The organism is Fulvivirga lutimaris, assembly GCF_009711525.1.
GTDB lineage: Bacteria > Bacteroidota > Bacteroidia > Cytophagales > Cyclobacteriaceae > Fulvivirga > Fulvivirga lutimaris.
In genome coordinates this window covers 1-16,596 of the sequence record NZ_SMLV01000338.1, presented here as the reverse complement: position 1 = coordinate 16,596, position 16,596 = coordinate 1, and the positions used below count along the sequence as shown (strand labels likewise).

The 16,596-nt window shown below is 37.7% G+C and carries 13 protein-coding genes; 10 read left to right on the top strand and 3 right to left on the bottom strand.

The genetic code is table 11. The features are described from left to right. Positions 1–112 precede the first annotated feature (112 nt). On the top strand, positions 113–2,359 hold the full coding sequence (locus E1140_RS07725; protein ID WP_155181271.1) for a glycoside hydrolase family 3 C-terminal domain-containing protein: 2,247 nt from the start codon (positions 113–115) through the stop codon (positions 2,357–2,359). Between the two features lie 5 nt (positions 2,360–2,364). Continuing rightward, positions 2,365–3,792 (top strand): glucuronate isomerase, encoded by a 1,428-nt coding sequence (gene uxaC / locus E1140_RS07720; protein ID WP_155181268.1) that lies wholly within the window; start codon positions 2,365–2,367, stop codon positions 3,790–3,792. 26 nt (positions 3,793–3,818) lie between these two features. Here uxaC and E1140_RS07715 read toward each other — a convergent pair whose 3' ends face one another. The 3 genes from E1140_RS07715 to E1140_RS07705 all read right to left on the bottom strand — a co-directional run bounded on the left by E1140_RS07715 (position 3,819) and on the right by E1140_RS07705 (position 7,120). Further along, a complete protein-coding gene (locus tag E1140_RS07715) occupies positions 3,819–4,874 on the bottom strand; it encodes a LacI family DNA-binding transcriptional regulator (protein ID WP_155181265.1) in 1,056 nt (351 codons plus the stop codon). 237 nt (positions 4,875–5,111) lie between these two features. Then, positions 5,112–5,798 carry a response regulator transcription factor gene (locus E1140_RS07710; protein ID WP_155181262.1) on the bottom strand — a complete coding sequence of 229 codons (687 nt, stop codon included), beginning with the start codon at positions 5,796–5,798 and terminating at the stop codon, positions 5,112–5,114. Then, positions 5,795–7,120: a sensor histidine kinase gene (locus E1140_RS07705; RefSeq protein ID WP_155181259.1), complete on the bottom strand. Its 1,326-nt coding sequence runs from the start codon at positions 7,118–7,120 to the stop codon at positions 5,795–5,797. The genes E1140_RS07710 and E1140_RS07705 overlap by 4 nt, the downstream gene beginning before the upstream one ends. Positions 7,121–7,279: 159 nt before the next feature. Here E1140_RS07705 and E1140_RS07700 point away from each other — a divergent pair, with 159 nt between their 5' ends. The 8 genes from E1140_RS07700 (at position 7,280) to E1140_RS07665 (ending at position 16,463) form a co-directional block, all read left to right on the top strand. After that, positions 7,280–7,681 (top strand): hypothetical protein, encoded by a 402-nt coding sequence (locus E1140_RS07700; protein ID WP_155181256.1) that lies wholly within the window; start codon positions 7,280–7,282, stop codon positions 7,679–7,681. A 43-nt stretch (positions 7,682–7,724) separates the two neighbouring features. Then, positions 7,725–8,510 carry a TlpA family protein disulfide reductase gene (locus tag E1140_RS07695; protein WP_155181253.1) on the top strand — a complete coding sequence of 262 codons (786 nt, stop codon included), beginning with the start codon at positions 7,725–7,727 and terminating at the stop codon, positions 8,508–8,510. Continuing rightward, entirely contained in the window at positions 8,507–10,822 is a 2,316-nt protein-coding gene (locus tag E1140_RS07690; RefSeq protein WP_155181250.1) for a TonB-dependent receptor, read from the top strand. Before E1140_RS07695 ends, E1140_RS07690 begins: the two co-directional genes overlap by 4 nt. 289 nt (positions 10,823–11,111) lie before the next feature. Continuing rightward, entirely contained in the window at positions 11,112–12,014 is a 903-nt protein-coding gene (locus E1140_RS07685; RefSeq protein WP_155181247.1) for a Cbp1 family collagen-binding glycoprotein adhesin, read from the top strand. Positions 12,015–12,140: 126 nt separating this feature from the next. Beyond that, complete coding sequence (locus E1140_RS07680; protein ID WP_246202734.1) at positions 12,141–12,614, top strand: nucleoid-structuring protein H-NS; 474 nt, start codon at positions 12,141–12,143, stop codon at positions 12,612–12,614. A 3-nt stretch (positions 12,615–12,617) separates the two neighbouring features. Continuing rightward, positions 12,618–13,208, top strand: a complete 591-nt coding sequence (locus E1140_RS07675; RefSeq protein ID WP_155181239.1) for a hypothetical protein — start codon at positions 12,618–12,620, stop codon at positions 13,206–13,208. Next, complete coding sequence (locus E1140_RS07670) at positions 13,205–14,038, top strand: hypothetical protein (protein WP_155181236.1); 834 nt, start codon at positions 13,205–13,207, stop codon at positions 14,036–14,038. Before E1140_RS07675 ends, E1140_RS07670 begins: the two co-directional genes overlap by 4 nt. Next, entirely contained in the window at positions 14,028–16,463 is a 2,436-nt protein-coding gene (locus E1140_RS07665) for a leucine-rich repeat domain-containing protein (protein WP_155181233.1), read from the top strand. The genes E1140_RS07670 and E1140_RS07665 overlap by 11 nt, the downstream gene beginning before the upstream one ends. The last annotated feature ends 133 nt before the right edge of the window (positions 16,464–16,596 follow it).

Sequence of the window (16,596 nt, the reverse complement as noted above, 5' to 3'; positions counted from 1 at the left end):
GTATTAATTAGCTTTAAATATCCATAAATTATATTCAATATCCATATTTCTTTTGAACAATACGCAATCGATTGTTTTAATTATTTATATTAATGGCATTAAAATTTTTACAATGAGAAAGCTGACTTATAAATTCATTTTTGGGATAATGTGCTTATTTCTGATAAGCTGCTCAGAAGATCAAAAAACTGATAACACAAAATCTACATCTTCAGAAACAAAGGTTGATGCTCAATTTCCGTTTTATGATCCATCACTTTCAATAGATGAAAGGATCGGTGATTTAATTTCCCGACTGACATTAGAGGAGAAGGCGCTGCAGATGACCCATAATACGCCTGCAGTGGAGAGGTTAGGAATAAAACCTTACAGCTGGTGGAATGAAGCGCTGCATGGCGTTGGTAGATCTGGTGTTGCAACTGTATTTCCGCAAGCTATTGGGTTAGGGGCAACATTTGATGCGGATTTGGCTTTAAGGGTTTCTGGAGCTATTTCAGATGAAGCCCGTGCTATGCACAATGCTGCCAAAGCTAAAGGCCATTATCAGCAATATGGAGGACTTACCTTCTGGACACCAAATATCAATATTTTTAGAGACCCACGATGGGGAAGGGGACAAGAGACTTATGGAGAAGACCCTTATTTGACATCAATAATCGGGGCAGCATTTGTTCGTGGACTGCAGGGTGACAATCCTGAATATCTAAAAACTGCTGCATGTGCAAAACATTTTGCGGTACATAGTGGTCCTGAGAAGCTAAGACATCAATTTGATGCCATTGCTACGCCTAAAGATTTGTGGGAGACATACTTACCAGCATTTGAAGTACTTGTTGACACTGGGGTAGAGGCAGTAATGTGCGCTTATAATAGTACTAATGGTGAGCCTTGCTGTGCAAACAACTATCTTATCAGTGATGTGCTAAGAGATCAATGGCAGTTTAAGGGGCATGTTTTAAGCGATTGCTGGGCAATTGTTGATTTTTATAATACTGAAAATGGGCATGGAGTATCTCCATCGGTAGAGGCAGCAGCGGCTTTGGCGGTTAAGAGTGGAGTAAGCCTTAACTGCGGTAACTCTTACCCTGCACTTCCAAAAGCTGTGGAACAAGGGCTGATTACTGAAGAAGAGATTGACGAGCAGCTGGCAATATTGCTAAAAACCAGATTTGAACTGGGCTTGTTTGACCCTGCAGGAACCAACCCATATGATGATATTTCTATTGATGTCGTCAATAGTGATGAGCATCGTGCCTTGGCCAGAGAAGTTGCTCAAAAAAGTATAGTGATGTTAAAAAACAATGGTGTCCTTCCATTGAAAAATGATTTGGCAAAATACTTTATCACTGGTCCTCACGCTGCCAGCACAGAAATTCTGTTGGGAAATTACTACGGAGTAAATCCTGAGATGGTAACGGTATTGGAAGGTGTTTCCGGAGCAATTGATCCGGGTAGTCAGCTGCAATATCGAATGGGTGCTTTGTTGGATAGAGAAAATGTTAACCCTCAGGACTGGGCAACAGGAAATGCAGGAAATAGTGATGCTACTATTGCTGTGATAGGCTTGTCAGGTTTATTGGAGGGAGAAGAAGGAGAATCAATAGCTTCATCAACATTTGGTGATCGTTTGGATTATAACATTCCTCAAAATCAAATCAACTTTTTGAAGAAGCTGAGAGAATCTGCAGGAGAGAAACCAGTAATTGCTGTAGTTACGGGAGGAAGCCCAATGAATTTGGCTGAAGTTCATGAGCTGGCTGATGCTGTACTATTGGTCTGGTACCCTGGAGAAGAAGGAGGTAATGCAGTTGCAGATATAATTTTTGGTAAGGTTTCTCCGTCAGGAAGACTGCCTATTACTTTTCCTAAATCGCTGGATCAATTACCTCCCTATGAAGATTATAGTATGAAAGGAAGAACTTACAGATACATGCAAGCAGAACCATTATACCCATTTGGATACGGATTGAGCTACTCCACTTTTACTTATGACACACCTGTCGTGTCTAAACAGGAAATTATTCAAGAAGATGATATGGTAGCTTCGGTTAAAGTGACTAATACTGGAAGTGTTTCAGCAGAAGATGTTGTTCAGGTGTATTTTAAAGATGTGGAGTCTAGTGTTGAAACTCCTAACTACACTTTGCTGGGAGTTCAAAGGGTTAATTTGGAGCCGGGTGCTTCAAAAACAGTTGAATTTGAAATAGATCCTAAAATGTTACGTATGGTTACTTTGAAAGGGGAGCGTATTTATGAACCCGGTGATTTCAAGTTGTATATAGGAGGATCTAGTCCAATGACCAAGAGTTTTGATTTAGGTGCCCCTAAGATGGCCGAGGTTACATTTACTTTATTATAATTATTATGAACGGATTTATCGGAGAAGACTTTCTTCTTGAATCTAATTTTGCCAGAGAGCTGTACCACGATTTTGCCAGTGATCTGCCAATATTAGATTATCACTGCCATCTTCCTCCAAGTGAGATTGCTTGCAACAGGCAATTTAATACCATCACCGAGCTTTGGATTGAAGGTGATCATTACAAGTGGCGCGCCATGAGACAATTGGGTATTGATGAAAACTTAATTACTGGCGCAGCCTCAGATTACCAAAAGTTTGAGGCCTGGTCTAAAACGGTACCTTATGCACTGCGCAATCCACTTTATCATTGGACTCATCTTGAGCTCAAAAGATATTTTTATATTGACGAAACATTAAATGGAGATACCGCGAGTGCAATCTATGAGGAAGTCAATAAAAAGTTAGCCAAGCCTGAATTCTTTGCGCGTGGATTGGTCGACAAAATGAATGTAGAACTCATCTGTTCTACAGATGATCCATTGGATGATTTAAGTGCCCATAAGCAAATGAGTAATATGACTGATTCATTTCAGCTATTACCGACTTTTAGGCCTGATAGGGCAATACATATAGATCAGGATGGTTTTATTGACTATCTGTCATCACTCTCGAACTTGTGTGATGTAGATATTAAAGATTGGGATTCGCTTAAAGAAGCATTATCTCAGAGGATGGACTTCTTTCATGAGGCTGGATGTCGGCTAGCAGATCATGGTCTGAATCACGCCTATGGTGAGAATTTTGAAGATGTTGAGATCAATAAAATTCTCATACAGAGACTATCGAAGGGTAGTTTATCTGCCAACGAAATATTGAAATATAAATCAGCCGTACTTTGTTTTCTGGGTGAGTCTTATGCGCAAAGAAACTGGACCATGCAGCTACATCTTGGTCCGATAAGGAATGCCAACAAGGCACTTTTGAAAACTTTAGGAATTGATGCTGGTGTAGATAGTATTGGTGATTTTAGGCAGGCCGATCAACTTGCTGCATTTCTCAACAGACTAAATGAAAAAGACTTACTTCCAAAAACGGTCTTATACAATTCTAACCCCGCAGATAATGAAGTTTTTGCCACAATGGCGGGCAATTTTAGCGAGACGGGTGTTAAGGGGAAGGTCCAATTTGGTGCGGCATGGTGGTTCTTAGACCAAAAAAGTGGTATAGAAAAACAAATTGACTCATTATCTAATTTGGGCATGCTGAGTACTTCTATAGGTATGTTGACTGATAGCCGGAGTTTCTTATCCTTCCCAAGGCATGAATATTATAGAAGGATATTGTGTAATACGCTAGGTAATGATATTAAGTCAGGACTATTGCCCAATGACACAAAATGGATAGGAAAGGTTGTTCAGGATATATGTTACTATAATGCCAAAGACTTTTTCAAATTCTCTAATCCAAAGGAAAGCAAGAAAATTTTTTAAACTAAAAAAGCACTGATAGTTATAGGCTAAAGCTGTTCAACAGGTTTGTCGACTTTACTTTTTAGTGAAGACTTACGAACAAGTACTTCAGTATTTAAAATAGTCACTTCTGAAATGGAAGAGTCATGGTTGTCGGTAGTATGTTCTAAGACTCGTCTTGCGGCAATTTCTCCCATCTTAATGGCTGGGTGAGTTATCGTTGACAGAGCAGGGTCAACTATTGAAGCCATGGGGTCATCATTAAAACCTATGATTGCCAAATCTTTGGGGATGTTGACACCCACTTTTTTAGCATAAATTATGGCACTAACAGCGGCAGTGTCATTGGCTGAGAATATACCATCAGGAGGGTTTTCAAGACTTAAGAGTTCTTGTGTTGCCTTTTCACCTTCTTCTGAACTAAGTGTATCAAACAGGTAGATTAAACTTTCATCAACAGGTAGTTTCGCGGCCTTCAGTGCATCGATATATCCTTCTTTACGCTCGGCATAGACATTCCGATGCTGCGCTCCTGCAAAGTGAGCAATACGTTTGCATCCCTGATCTATAAGATGCTGCGTGGCTTTAAATCCAGCAGCATAGTTATCTATAACTACATGATAAGAAGGAAAGCTTTTCGGAACCCTGTCTACAAATACAATAGGAATACCCATATCTACAAACTGCTGAAAGTGATCATAATCTTCAGTTTCCATAGCCAGTGAAACTATCAGTCCGCTTATCTGACTATCGCGAAGTACCTTGGCGTTATTGACTTCATTGTCATACTTATCATTACTCTGACTTATGATTACACTATATCCTGCCTGGCGCGCGCACTCTTCTACACCACTAATAAGTGAGGAAATGAAGGGTCTGTTGATTCTGGAAATCATTATCCCAATAGTATTACTGCGACTACTTCTTAAGCTTGCTGCAATTGAATTAGGCCTATACCCGGCTTCCTTTGCTGCGGCCTTAATAAACTTGGTGGTTTTTTTGCTAATGGTAGGGTGATCGTTTAGTGCCCTTGATATCGTAGATGGAGAATAGCCAAGTTTTTTTGCAAGATCATATATCGTAAACTTTTTCTTATCTGCCATAGCTATCTTTAGGTATTTAGTAACGTAATATCAATAAGTTGCATTAGCTGCGCAACAAAAATACCTCTAAATTGCTATTTTACAAGGATTTGTTTCAAAATGAGCAATTTTGTTGCGTAAATATCCGAAACCGATTGCGATTATTGAACAATAACTACAAAAATCAGATGTTTTAGAGGTGTAGGACAACATATCTATTAGATTACCAGTCATTTAACTATTTCAAGCTAGGGAAGTTTAGTGGATGTCAAGCACAAAACCTTTGCCATGCACATTTTTGATTTTAATATTAGGATCTTGTTCAAGATATTTTCTTAATCGAGAGATGAAGACATCCATACTTCTGCGATTAAAATAGTCATTCTCACCCCATAACTTTTTTAGTGTGCTATTTCTATCCAGAATGGAGCCTTGACTATCATACAAAGCCTTGAGCAAATCTGCTTCCTTTTGAGTAAGCTGAGTGCCATTACCTTTTATCTTGAGTTCCAGATTAGGATAGTTAAAGGTGTAAGCACCTATATTTAGTATTTCAATCTCTTTAGCAGCTTTCGGTTTCGCCCGCTTTACTATGGCCTGAATTCTTGCAAACAGCTCCTCTTCATCTACTGGTTTTACGATATAATCATCTGCACCAAGCTTAAAACCTTTTAGTTTATCTATTTTAAGCGCCTTGGCGGTTAGGAATAAAAAGGGTGTATTTTCATCAATCTCTTTGATTTTAGAAGCCAATGTAAAGCCATCCATTTTTGGCATCATAACATCCAAAATACATAGATCAAATGCTGATTTGGTAAAAAACTCCAGACCTTCTTCCCCGTCACGTGCGAGAGTCACATTATATTCATGCATTTCAAGATACTCCTTCAATACATATCCGAGGTTTTCATCATCTTCTGCAAGTAGTATCTTATGCCCGTTCATATGCCAAAAGTTAAAGTGAAGGTGCTTCCAACATTTTGAGCGCTGGATAAATTGATTTTAGCCTGGTGAGCCTCTATTACTGACTTAACATAGCTTAGTCCCAAACCGAAACCTTTTACATTATGGATGTCTGATGAATCTGCGCGGTAAAACTTATCAAAAATGTATCGCTGTGTTCGCTCATCCATCCCAATGCCGTTGTCTTTTATTTTGATCACCACACTACCTTGTTCATCTGAAGATGAGATGGTTATATGAGGAGCTTTGGAGCAATATTTTTGGGCATTGTCTAACAGGTTGTAGATAATGTTTTTCAAGTGGGTCTCATCGGCAAGTAGTATGCTATTTTTAGCATTGAGGTCTAAGTCAATTATGCCTTTTCGCTCTGAAATCTGTAATTTGAAGTTCTCGGTCACTTTGCTAATAAGGTCGTGCAAATCAATTTCCTTTTTTTCCAGCTTAAAGTTATCTGAATCTACCAATGCCATTTGAAGGATCTTATCAACCTGGTTTCTTAACCTTTTACCTTCGGCATCAATTACATCTATATACCTTGATAATTTCTCTGAGGAGTTTATAGCCTCCGACTTTTTGAGCATTCCAGCCACCAAGTCAATCGAAAAAATTGGGGTCTTGAATTCATGCGTTAGGTTATTGATGAAGTCGTTCTTCATGACTGATAGTCGCTTCTGCCTGCGAATGGTAATAATGGTATAAGAGAAACAAAGTATTAAAAGCGTAATGAAAATTAAGGCGGTTAGCAATGGACCTTTCATTTCAGAAATTAGGAAAAGATCACTGCTTGGGAAGAATAAGCCTAAATGATAATGAAACGACTGAGACTGTTCAGAATCACAGCTTGATATTGACCCTTTAGTTAAACTCACCCAGCCAAAGTCCTTTTCTTCATCGGCCGGACATTCTCTGAAGTCAAGTGTGCTGGGCACACCATCGCCAGCCATTTTTTGAAATAGATTGGTAGAATTAGCATCATTATGAGTGTATATGCCGTAATCAAAAGAGGCATCTAAACCGGCCATATTCACCATCACAGAATCAATAAAATTTCGAAATTTTTGATCTGTTTCAGGAAGCAGCTCATGGTTGTCTACCAATTCTAATACTACCTTGCCATGGAACAAAACATCTTTGTTAAGGGCTTCTTTGACATTGGCGGCAGCCAAATCAATTTTTTGCTCGAAGATTTCGCGGTTAATCTTTATACTGTCTTGCAGCCAGTTGTACTGCACCCAGCATATACCTACAAGGGATATTATCGCTACTGAAATTACCAGTGAAGTGCCTATGTTTCGAGCGTTCATAAATCAATAATAAGGCCTTTAAATCAATTTTAGAAGCAAAATCTTGCCATTGACTTTTCATTAACACTTTTAACATATCGTTTGCAATTATTAACCTGTCATTGGCCCACCGACCTTAAATAGTTGTGTTGATTTGGATCTCACTAAATATTTAAAGTCATGAAACGCATCTTATTATTATCAGCAGTATTATTAATCAGCAACGCTATTTGCGCACAATCGTGCCCCCCAACGGAACCTCTTAAGGTTAGCACGGTCACAGGCACATGGAAAGGAGCGTACAGTTCTTCAGGGCAGTTTATACCATTTGTTTTAAAACTGACCGAAACCTCAGTTGGATTGAAAGCTTCAATTGATATTCCTTCTGAAAAGGTGAAAGGTATTTCTTATGAGGTTGATATCTGCACAGGCCTGGAGCTTCATTTAAAAAGCACCTCAGTGGGCTCGTCAGTAGAATTTATTGGTAGACCCAATGCAGATGGAATAATGACGGGCAGGGTAATATTTAGAGAAGGTGAAGGATCTGAAACTCGAGAGGTATTCACTGCCAAGCGCTCTTAAACACAATTTATTAAGTACTTAAACTCCTTTTAACAACAATATTATGAAAAGTATAATCTCATTAATATTTATAGCAATACCATTTCTTTCTGTAAGTCAGGATTTAAAAGGCCAATGGCAAGGATCGTATATTATCAATGCATATGTAGAAAAGCTGAGCCTTTATGTGAATAGCCATGACTCAGATTCAGTTTCTGTTGACGCAACAGAGAGCAATGCCTTCAATTTAAGGTATGGAATAACTACAAAGAATGATTCACTTATTCTTACCAGAATCAATGGAAAGGGGACTCTAATTGAATTTAGAGGAGTGGTTCAGGATGATTCATATACTGGAAGAATGGTTATCCACGGTAAGAATAAAAATGTCGGTCTTTTTCAATTCATGAAAAGCGATAATCAGTTATATAAAGGAGAAGTTATTCCTGATTTTTCAATCATTACCACCTCAAATGAAACTGTAACCAAAGACAGTTTCAGCTCAGATTATTATATGGTTGATTTTTGGGCTACGTGGTGCAAGCCATGCGTTGCCAAGCGTCCTAAATTAGAGGAGTTAAAGGCTCAAATGGGAGATGAGCTTGAAATAATAAGTATTTCATTAGACAAGGAATGGGCGACTGTAGAGGAGTTTAGAAAAAGCAAATTTCCAATGCCATGGAGGCATGCCATTGAGCCTAAGCAGTGGGATTCACCATTTATTCAGGAGTTTGCTCCTGTGGGCTTGCCTTATGGTTATCTGGTAGACAAGTATGGAAAGATTATAGCGGTAGGCGAGGAGCTGAACGCTGACAAGTTAGTATCTACCATCAAAAGGGTGCTGTTATGAGAGTGTGCATTACTATAATCAGCATGTTATTGGTAGTCAATGTTCATGCACAAAAGGTCAAAGGAAAACTCGTAGATAAATCAACAAATGAGCCCTTGTCTTATGCCACCCTTACTTTGTTTGATGAAGTTGATAAAATAATTGGTGGAAATTTATCTGACGAGCTTGGTGCATTTGAGATTGTGATTAATGACAAGGTGGCACGTATTGAGCTGAACCATTTAGGGTATCAACCTAAGATTTTTACGAAACCATTTAACACTGAAGATTTTGAAGTAATAACTCTAGCCATAGATGCGCAAGAGCTAGATGAAGTTGTAGTTGAAGCTGCGAAAACTACAAGAGAATTTAAAATTGATAGAAAGGTTATTAATGTTGGCAGCGACTTACAAGCGTCTGGAGGAACAGCCCTTGAGGTATTTCAGCAGTTGCCAGAAGTGGAGGTAGATCCTATTTCTTCAGATGTGAGAATAAGAGGAGCGAGCGGGGTTCGGGTGCTTGTTAATGGCAAACCATCACCGCTCAATACATCAGATTTGTTAGAGCAAATAGATGCTAGTCAAATAGAAAAGATTGAGATAATTTCTTCACCCTCGGCAAAATATCAGGCAGATGGTCTATCAGGTTTGGTCAATATTGTTTTGAAAGATCAGGTTATTGAGGGCTTAAGAGCCACTACTAATATTTATGCACGAACTAATCCTGGTTATGGAGCAAGCGCAAATGTTGTTAGCGGGTTTGGAAAGGTTAATTTACAAGGGGGTATTTCTTACCGTGATAACTACTTTTTGAATGAATCAACAAGCCAAAGGGAGTTTCAACAAAGTGGTCTTGGTCAAAATGTTAGTTTAAGAAGAGAGTTTGAAGGATCTGTTACCAATTATAATATCAAAGCAGATGTATTTCTCAATACCAACAATGATTTGTCAGTTTCTTTTAACTATACTAATAATGTTCATGATATCAATCCTATCACCAGAATAACGGAGGCTGGAACTGGCCAATCAAGGACGAATAATTTGTTTAACACTCACGAGCATAGTAGCGATGTTTATAACCTCAATTATCAAAAACGTTTTACAGGTGAGCTGAAAAGACATTTAGATATTGATGTCAACCTAAATGATAATAAGAACAACTTGCCGAGTGTAGCCTCAGAAGATGGGGTTGAAACTTTAAACAATCAACTAAAATTTAATAATGCTATTCTTAATACGGCCATTGACCTTTACTGGCAGTTTAATGAATCTTCCTTTTTCGAAACAGGAGCTCTGTTTACTCATAAAAGGATTGATAATCAATTGAGCTCAACACAGAATGGGGTGGAAGATTTCTTTTTTTATAAGTACGCTGAAAACACAATCGCAGGATACTTTTTATGGAATAAGCAGATGGATAAAATTGGCATAAAAGCAGGTGTTAGAGGTGAATATTTTCAATCTGATGGTGATATCAATAATGAGGAGGAGGCTATCCAACGAGAATTCACTAATTTATTTCCATCACTACACATTAGTTACAAACAATCCGACCAATTGAACTTCTCTTTTGGTTATAATAGGAGAATTAATAGACCCAGCTTCTATGACCTTAATCCTTATACCACCATTAACGATCCTTTGTTTATCAGGGAGGGCAACCCAGAGTTAAGGCCCGTGTTTACAGATAACATGGAACTTAATATGCAATATAGTAAAGGCTCTATTTCAATTAATAATGCTGTATTTGGTAGATATACCAGTGATCTTATTAATCGCACTTTTGATATTAATGATGCCGGAGTTACCATAATGAAGTTTGAAAATGGAGGTGAGAGTTACACTTTAGGTATTGAGAATACAGTTTCAAAGGACCTTTCGGAGGCAGTGTCCTTTTCATTAACATCTGCGGCACATTACCGGGAAGCTGACCCCATGATTGATGACTTTTATCACAAGCATCAATATGGGTATAGCTTTAGGTCAAAGCTTAAAGCAGAACTAACTAAGTCAATAACTGCTGACTTGCAGTGGAACTATTATGGAGTTTCTAAGAGGTTAAATAACAAATCTGAGGCTTATAATTTTGTGAATTTGGCATTACAATGTAAAGTGTTAAACAAGAAGGGAACTGTTACTCTAAGAGTGAGTGACCTTTTTGATACTAACGTTTACAGAAATAAGAGAATTAGTAATGCAATAATTGAAAATATGCGCTGGAAGGGGCAAACACAGACAGCAACATTGTCTTTTTCATACCGATTTATGAAAGGTAAAATAGTGAATAGAAATGCTACAGGTAAACGATACAGCGAATCTGGTGCATTGGAATAGTTGTTACTTTATGGCCAGAGGGTTATTTCCTGTTAATCAAAACTTTACTAAAGTTGGTTTAACCAAAACTAAGACCTTTTAACTGGTATATCTGCATACCATTGAATCATGAATAACTATGTTCATTTCCGTTCGTTGTTGTAAATGGTAGCTGTAATCGACAACTAGTCAAAAATTCCCGTAGCCAATATAGACTTTTATGTTGAGCCAAGGCTACTGATTCGTACAGACAGGTGCCCTTTTGGGATAACATACTGCATCTTATTATTCAACTAAATTTTAAAAAACCATGAAAACGTTAAAAACCAATTTTTCGGTAATGATTATTGTAATGGTGGCTTTAGTATCATGTAATCAAGAGAAAGTAGATCAGCTTTCTGAAGAAAATCAGCAGTTGTCTACAGAGAAAGCTGACTTAAATACTCAGCTTGAGAATTACATGAAAACTTTTAATGATATAGAATCTAACCTTGCTGAAATTAAAGCCAGAGAGGAGAAAATTAATCTGAAGACTTCAGACAATGTGGAAGATCGTAAGGATGCGAAAACCGCTATTGTTGAGGATATTCAGGCCATTAATAGCTTAATGATGGAGAATAAGGAGAAGATAAGTCAACTTCAGAATGAGCTAGAAAGTACACATAGTGAGTTCAGAAAAATGGTGGCAAGTCTTAATAGAAGAGTTAAAGAGAAGGACAATGAGATTGTGACCTTAAAAACTGACCTTGAGCAATTGAATATTGAGAAGAAACAGCTTGCACAGGCGGTTGTACAACTTGAGACTTCTGTGGATACGCTGGAAAATAAAACAGCTATTCAGCGCAAGGTTATAGATGCGCAAACCAACATTATTGCTGACAAAGAAAATGCTTTGAATACTGCTTATGTAGCCGTAGGTACCTACAAAGATTTGAAGGAAAATAAAGTGATCAATAAAGAAGGAGGCATATTGGGTATCGGTAGTACTGAAAAGCTGAGCGATGATTTTGATCAAAAAGCATTTAATAAAATTGATATCAAGGATGTGACAATTATACCATTAGCTTCTGAAAAAGCTGAGTTGGTGACAACGCATCCTAAAGGTTCATATCAACTAGCAATGGACGATGTTGCAAAAACTGCACAGCTCCATATCCTGAATCCAGATGAATTTTGGGCATCTTCCAAATACCTGGTGCTGATGGTGAACTAAGGCAAAATTTATTTACAGAAAGGCTGTATCAATTAAGACCAATAGACGTTTAATGCAATATTGATTTGATACAGCTTTTCTTTTTTATTCAAGTCAATGAAACCCAAAAATCTACAGAAACAAATTATGAAAAAACCAATCACAATATTGCTAGCCGTGTTGCTTATAGCATCGTGTAAAAGCAATAAAAAAGTTACAGACCTTTCAAACAAAGATGCCCAGCAGGAGACAGCAACGGTAACTGAAAAACCTATAAAAGGGGAGATCAAAGAGCCTGCTACACCTGCAAAAAAAGAGGTATCTATGGCAGAAAGGCAGCTTACACTTACTAATTATTTCAATGCTATAGCTAATGCCAGCAGCACCACTTCTGCTAACAATAGTATTAATGAAGCTTTGGCACTATTTAGCACATCTTCAGCACCAGTTCTTATTGTGATTCACAGAGACGGTGATGTTGTAGACTATGACAAGCCAACGGTAATTAAAGACTACCTCAACTATCTAAAGGATCAGAAAAAGAACATCAATAGGATTGAGACCATGGAGCTGGATAGTAATGGAAAAATTAAATCACTTGAATTAATTAGAAGTAAATAACATATGAAAAATACAATCATAAAATCGACATTCTTTATAGCGATTCTCTTTTCTGTCATTTCGATGGGTTCAGTAAATGGACAAAGCAAGGATATTAGTCCATCGCGAAAGCAAGCCATTGACTCATTGGCATTAGAAAAGGTAAGAGACCTAAGTAAATACATCGCCATTATTGGTGACAAGAAAACCCAATACACAGAAGCTAACCGGGTAATGGACAGAGCTGAGGAGCTCTTTGCTCCAGGTAGTGAAATGGGAGTTTCTTCACTTACCTCAAACCAGGTGGAGTACTATGTGGTGAGAAAGTACTTTGAGCGCCTGATGGCACTTAACTACGAAAAGGTAAAAATCGAGTGGTACAATATCCATTACATCAGCGATTTGGAAAAACAACCTGACGGCAAGTATGTTGGTGTTGTTACAGTATATCAAAAATTTGAAGGCTCCAACGGAGACGAAATGGTCTATAAGGATACTACCAAAAAGGACATCACCATTTATGTAGAGAAAAAACAAACCCAAATAGCGGGCAAAGTCATTGAGTTTTGGGATGTAATGCTTGGTGATATTAAAGTGACAGAAACCACTGCATGAGATCATTAGGTTTATTAGCAATTACTACAGGTTTGTTGCTAACATCATTTCACTCACAAGCTCAGCTTGTGAGTGAAAGTGATGATGAAAGTAAGCTCTATGCCGAAACTAAGCAGCTAAATCAGTTTTTCAGAAGGTTCAATGGCGAGGAAGATGAAAAAGGGAACCGTTATTACGCGAAGGACAAAGAATACAGAAGTGTAAACCTGAGAAAGAAATATCTCCCCATTTTATTTGATAAGGAAAACGCCAGTCTGTCACGGGATTTAAAAGTTGAATTTGCTGATCAGGTACTGGATAAAAAGAATCCGGCTTTTCTTAATTTCCATGATAACAATTGGTTTGCTGAAGTCAATACCATTTTCATGTTAAAGGGTAAGGCTCAGCCATTTACCCTTTATCTCCAGCTGGAGAAACAGAACGATGGCTCAAAGTGGGTTATATATAATGTGTATTCACCTTATCTGGCAAAATACTTTGATCGGGATACCTCTCAGACTAAGAATTTTCTGCATCCTATGAGTCATGAGCTTGATTTTATGAACTTCCGCAAAGCATTTGACCATTCAGAAGAGGTGGCTGCATATACTAATAAAGATTACCAGTCAGATCAGGTTTCTATCTTTATTTATGAGATTAAAAATGGGAACCTTAAATTTCAGACCGTTACCTCACTTAACTTTCACCTCTTTCAATTGGACGGCTGGTATCTTCAGTTGTCTGAGTTTAACAGGCCGGGTTATAACAGAGGATGGCTAATATCAGATTTGGTAAAAGTAAATAATGAAGAAAAGGGCTTGCTTAAGAGCCACATTATGCATGAGAAATAAGCTTAAAGTATTGGCAGTGTGGTCACTTTTGTTGCTGGCCATACCCGCTCATTCGCAGACAGAATTTAGTGAAGAGGAAATTGCGTCTTACGAAAAGGATGTAACAGACATGATTTCCTTTTTGGAATATATGCTAAATACAGTGGGCAGCTCAGCTACTTCAGCAAGAGATAAGGAAGTAATCATCACCCAAAGTTTTAGGAAGATATTCAGAGATGATGAGGTGCAGATTGAAGATGACCTGGACGAAAACCGGGATGTGATTACTAACAAAAATGTAAGCGCCTATTTCAAGGATGTAGATTTCTTTTTTGAGGGAGTTCAATTTGATCTGGATATCAATAACATTTCGAATAAGCTCAATGCAGGAGGCAATCTGTTTTTCAAAGTAGAGCTGGTCCGTACACTTAAAGGGTTGAACCATGAAGGCGATTCTGTAAAAAATTCAAAACCCAGATTCGTTGAGCTGAACTACAATCCGGAGATCAAAGATCTAAAGATTGTAAGTATCTATACTAATGAATTTGACCGCTCTAAATACCTTAAAGAATGGTGGGCCAATCTGTCCTATGGGTGGAAATCTATATTTAAAGAGAAGTTCAATATAGTTTCTGATGAGCCAGGCTCTACAGTATTGAAGAAAATGTTGGAGGCTAGCAGCTTAGATCTATCCGAAAACCAATTGCTTCAGGATATCGATCCTTTAGATGAATTTAGACAGTTGCAATCTCTGGATTTATCATATACTATGATCAGTGATATTACTCCGTTGAGGAATCTGAATAACTTAAAAACCCTAAAGTTAAATAATACATTAGTTACCAATATAGAGGGACTCAAATACGCTACCGGCATTGAGACACTTACTTTAAATGCTACAGCTATTGATGATATAAGTGTTTTAAGTGGCTATAAGAACCTCAAGAGCCTTAATATAAGCGGCTCATTTATTAAGACACTGGCCCCACTTTCTTCGCTAGCGAATATTCAATCCCTTGACTTTTCAAACACTTCAATTAATGACCTTTCTCCATTATCGGGTATGGGAAAACTGGAGTTGTTGTATGCATCTTCTTCCAAAGTGACTGCTATTGGTAATTTATCTCAATGCACCAATATGAGGGAGTTGTACTTGGATGGTACCAGCATTATTTCCATCCAGCCTTTGAGTGAGCTTAAAAATCTGGAAATATTGAACATTAGCAATACCAGTGTGAATGCACTGAAGGATTTAAACAGTCTGAAAAAACTAGTAAAGGTGTACTGTGACAACACATTGGTGAGCAAGGAGCAGGCTGAAGCTTACATGAAAGCCAATCCACAAACATTGGTAATATATGAGTCTAAAAACCTAAAAACATGGTGGATAGAACTGGAAGATGATTGGAGAAATGTAATTAAGAAAGTGGTGAAAGTGGGTGATAATCCTACTGATGAAAAGTTGGCGCGGATTGCACTTATAGATTCATTGAACATTAGCGACATCAAATCTATATACTCATTGGCCAATTTAACGCGGATGCCACAGCTGACTTATTTAAACGTCAAGGGTACTTCCATTAAGGAATTAGAGGAAGTGAGCGAGCTAAAAGCTTTAAGGCATCTGGTATTTAGCAATACCGAGGTAGCGGATTTAGAGCCTTTATCTGATCTCAAGCAATTGAAAATTGTTGAGGCCAATTATACTGGCATCGAAAGCTTAAATCCGTTGGCCAACTCACAAAGTATTGAAATGGTATATGCTGACTCGAGCAAGGTTTGGGACACAGAAGTCATAGATTTTTTAAGATCGCATCCGAAGGCTACAGTTGTGTATAAAAGTCAGGATTTAGAAAAATGGTGGAAGTCACTACCGGATCTTTGGAAAGGCATATATCAACAAAATATGCCATTGTCTGATACTCCGGATAAAGTAGCATTGCATAAGTTGAGTCAGCTTGAAGAAATACAGTTTGAAAGAGAGAATGTTACTTCGTTAAGTCATTTATCTGGGTTGATCAGGCTTAGAAATTTAAATTTTAGCGAAACTGCTATTTCGGACATTAGCCCACTGGCAAGACACTTTTACCTGGAGCAGCTCAATATGAGTCAAAATCCAATCGAAGACATTTCTCCTATTTCAGATTTGAAAGAATTAAGAATGCTTGATATTTCAAACACGCTGGTTGATAAGTTAGACGGCATTGAAAATCACAAAAACCTTGTCTATTTTGACTGCTCTGGCACACAAATAAAAAGACTTGATGGATTGGAAGGTTTACAATACCTGGAAACGCTTAATTGTTCAAACACCAGAGTTAAACACCTTGATCCAGTTTATTATTGCGACCTGAAACTTTTAAAGTGCTTCAGTACTCGAGTTAGAAGTAATGATATTGAAGAATTTCGGTTGAACAATCCAGATTGCAACATTCTATATTATTGAAAGTAAACTCTCGTTTACAGCGAAAAGCTAAATTGTAATATTTCGTTCTAATCAATTGATAATCAGAAGTGTAAAAAATTCACTTCTAGATATAGTATAATTAAGTTTTATTTTAGATTATTTAAACGCATAC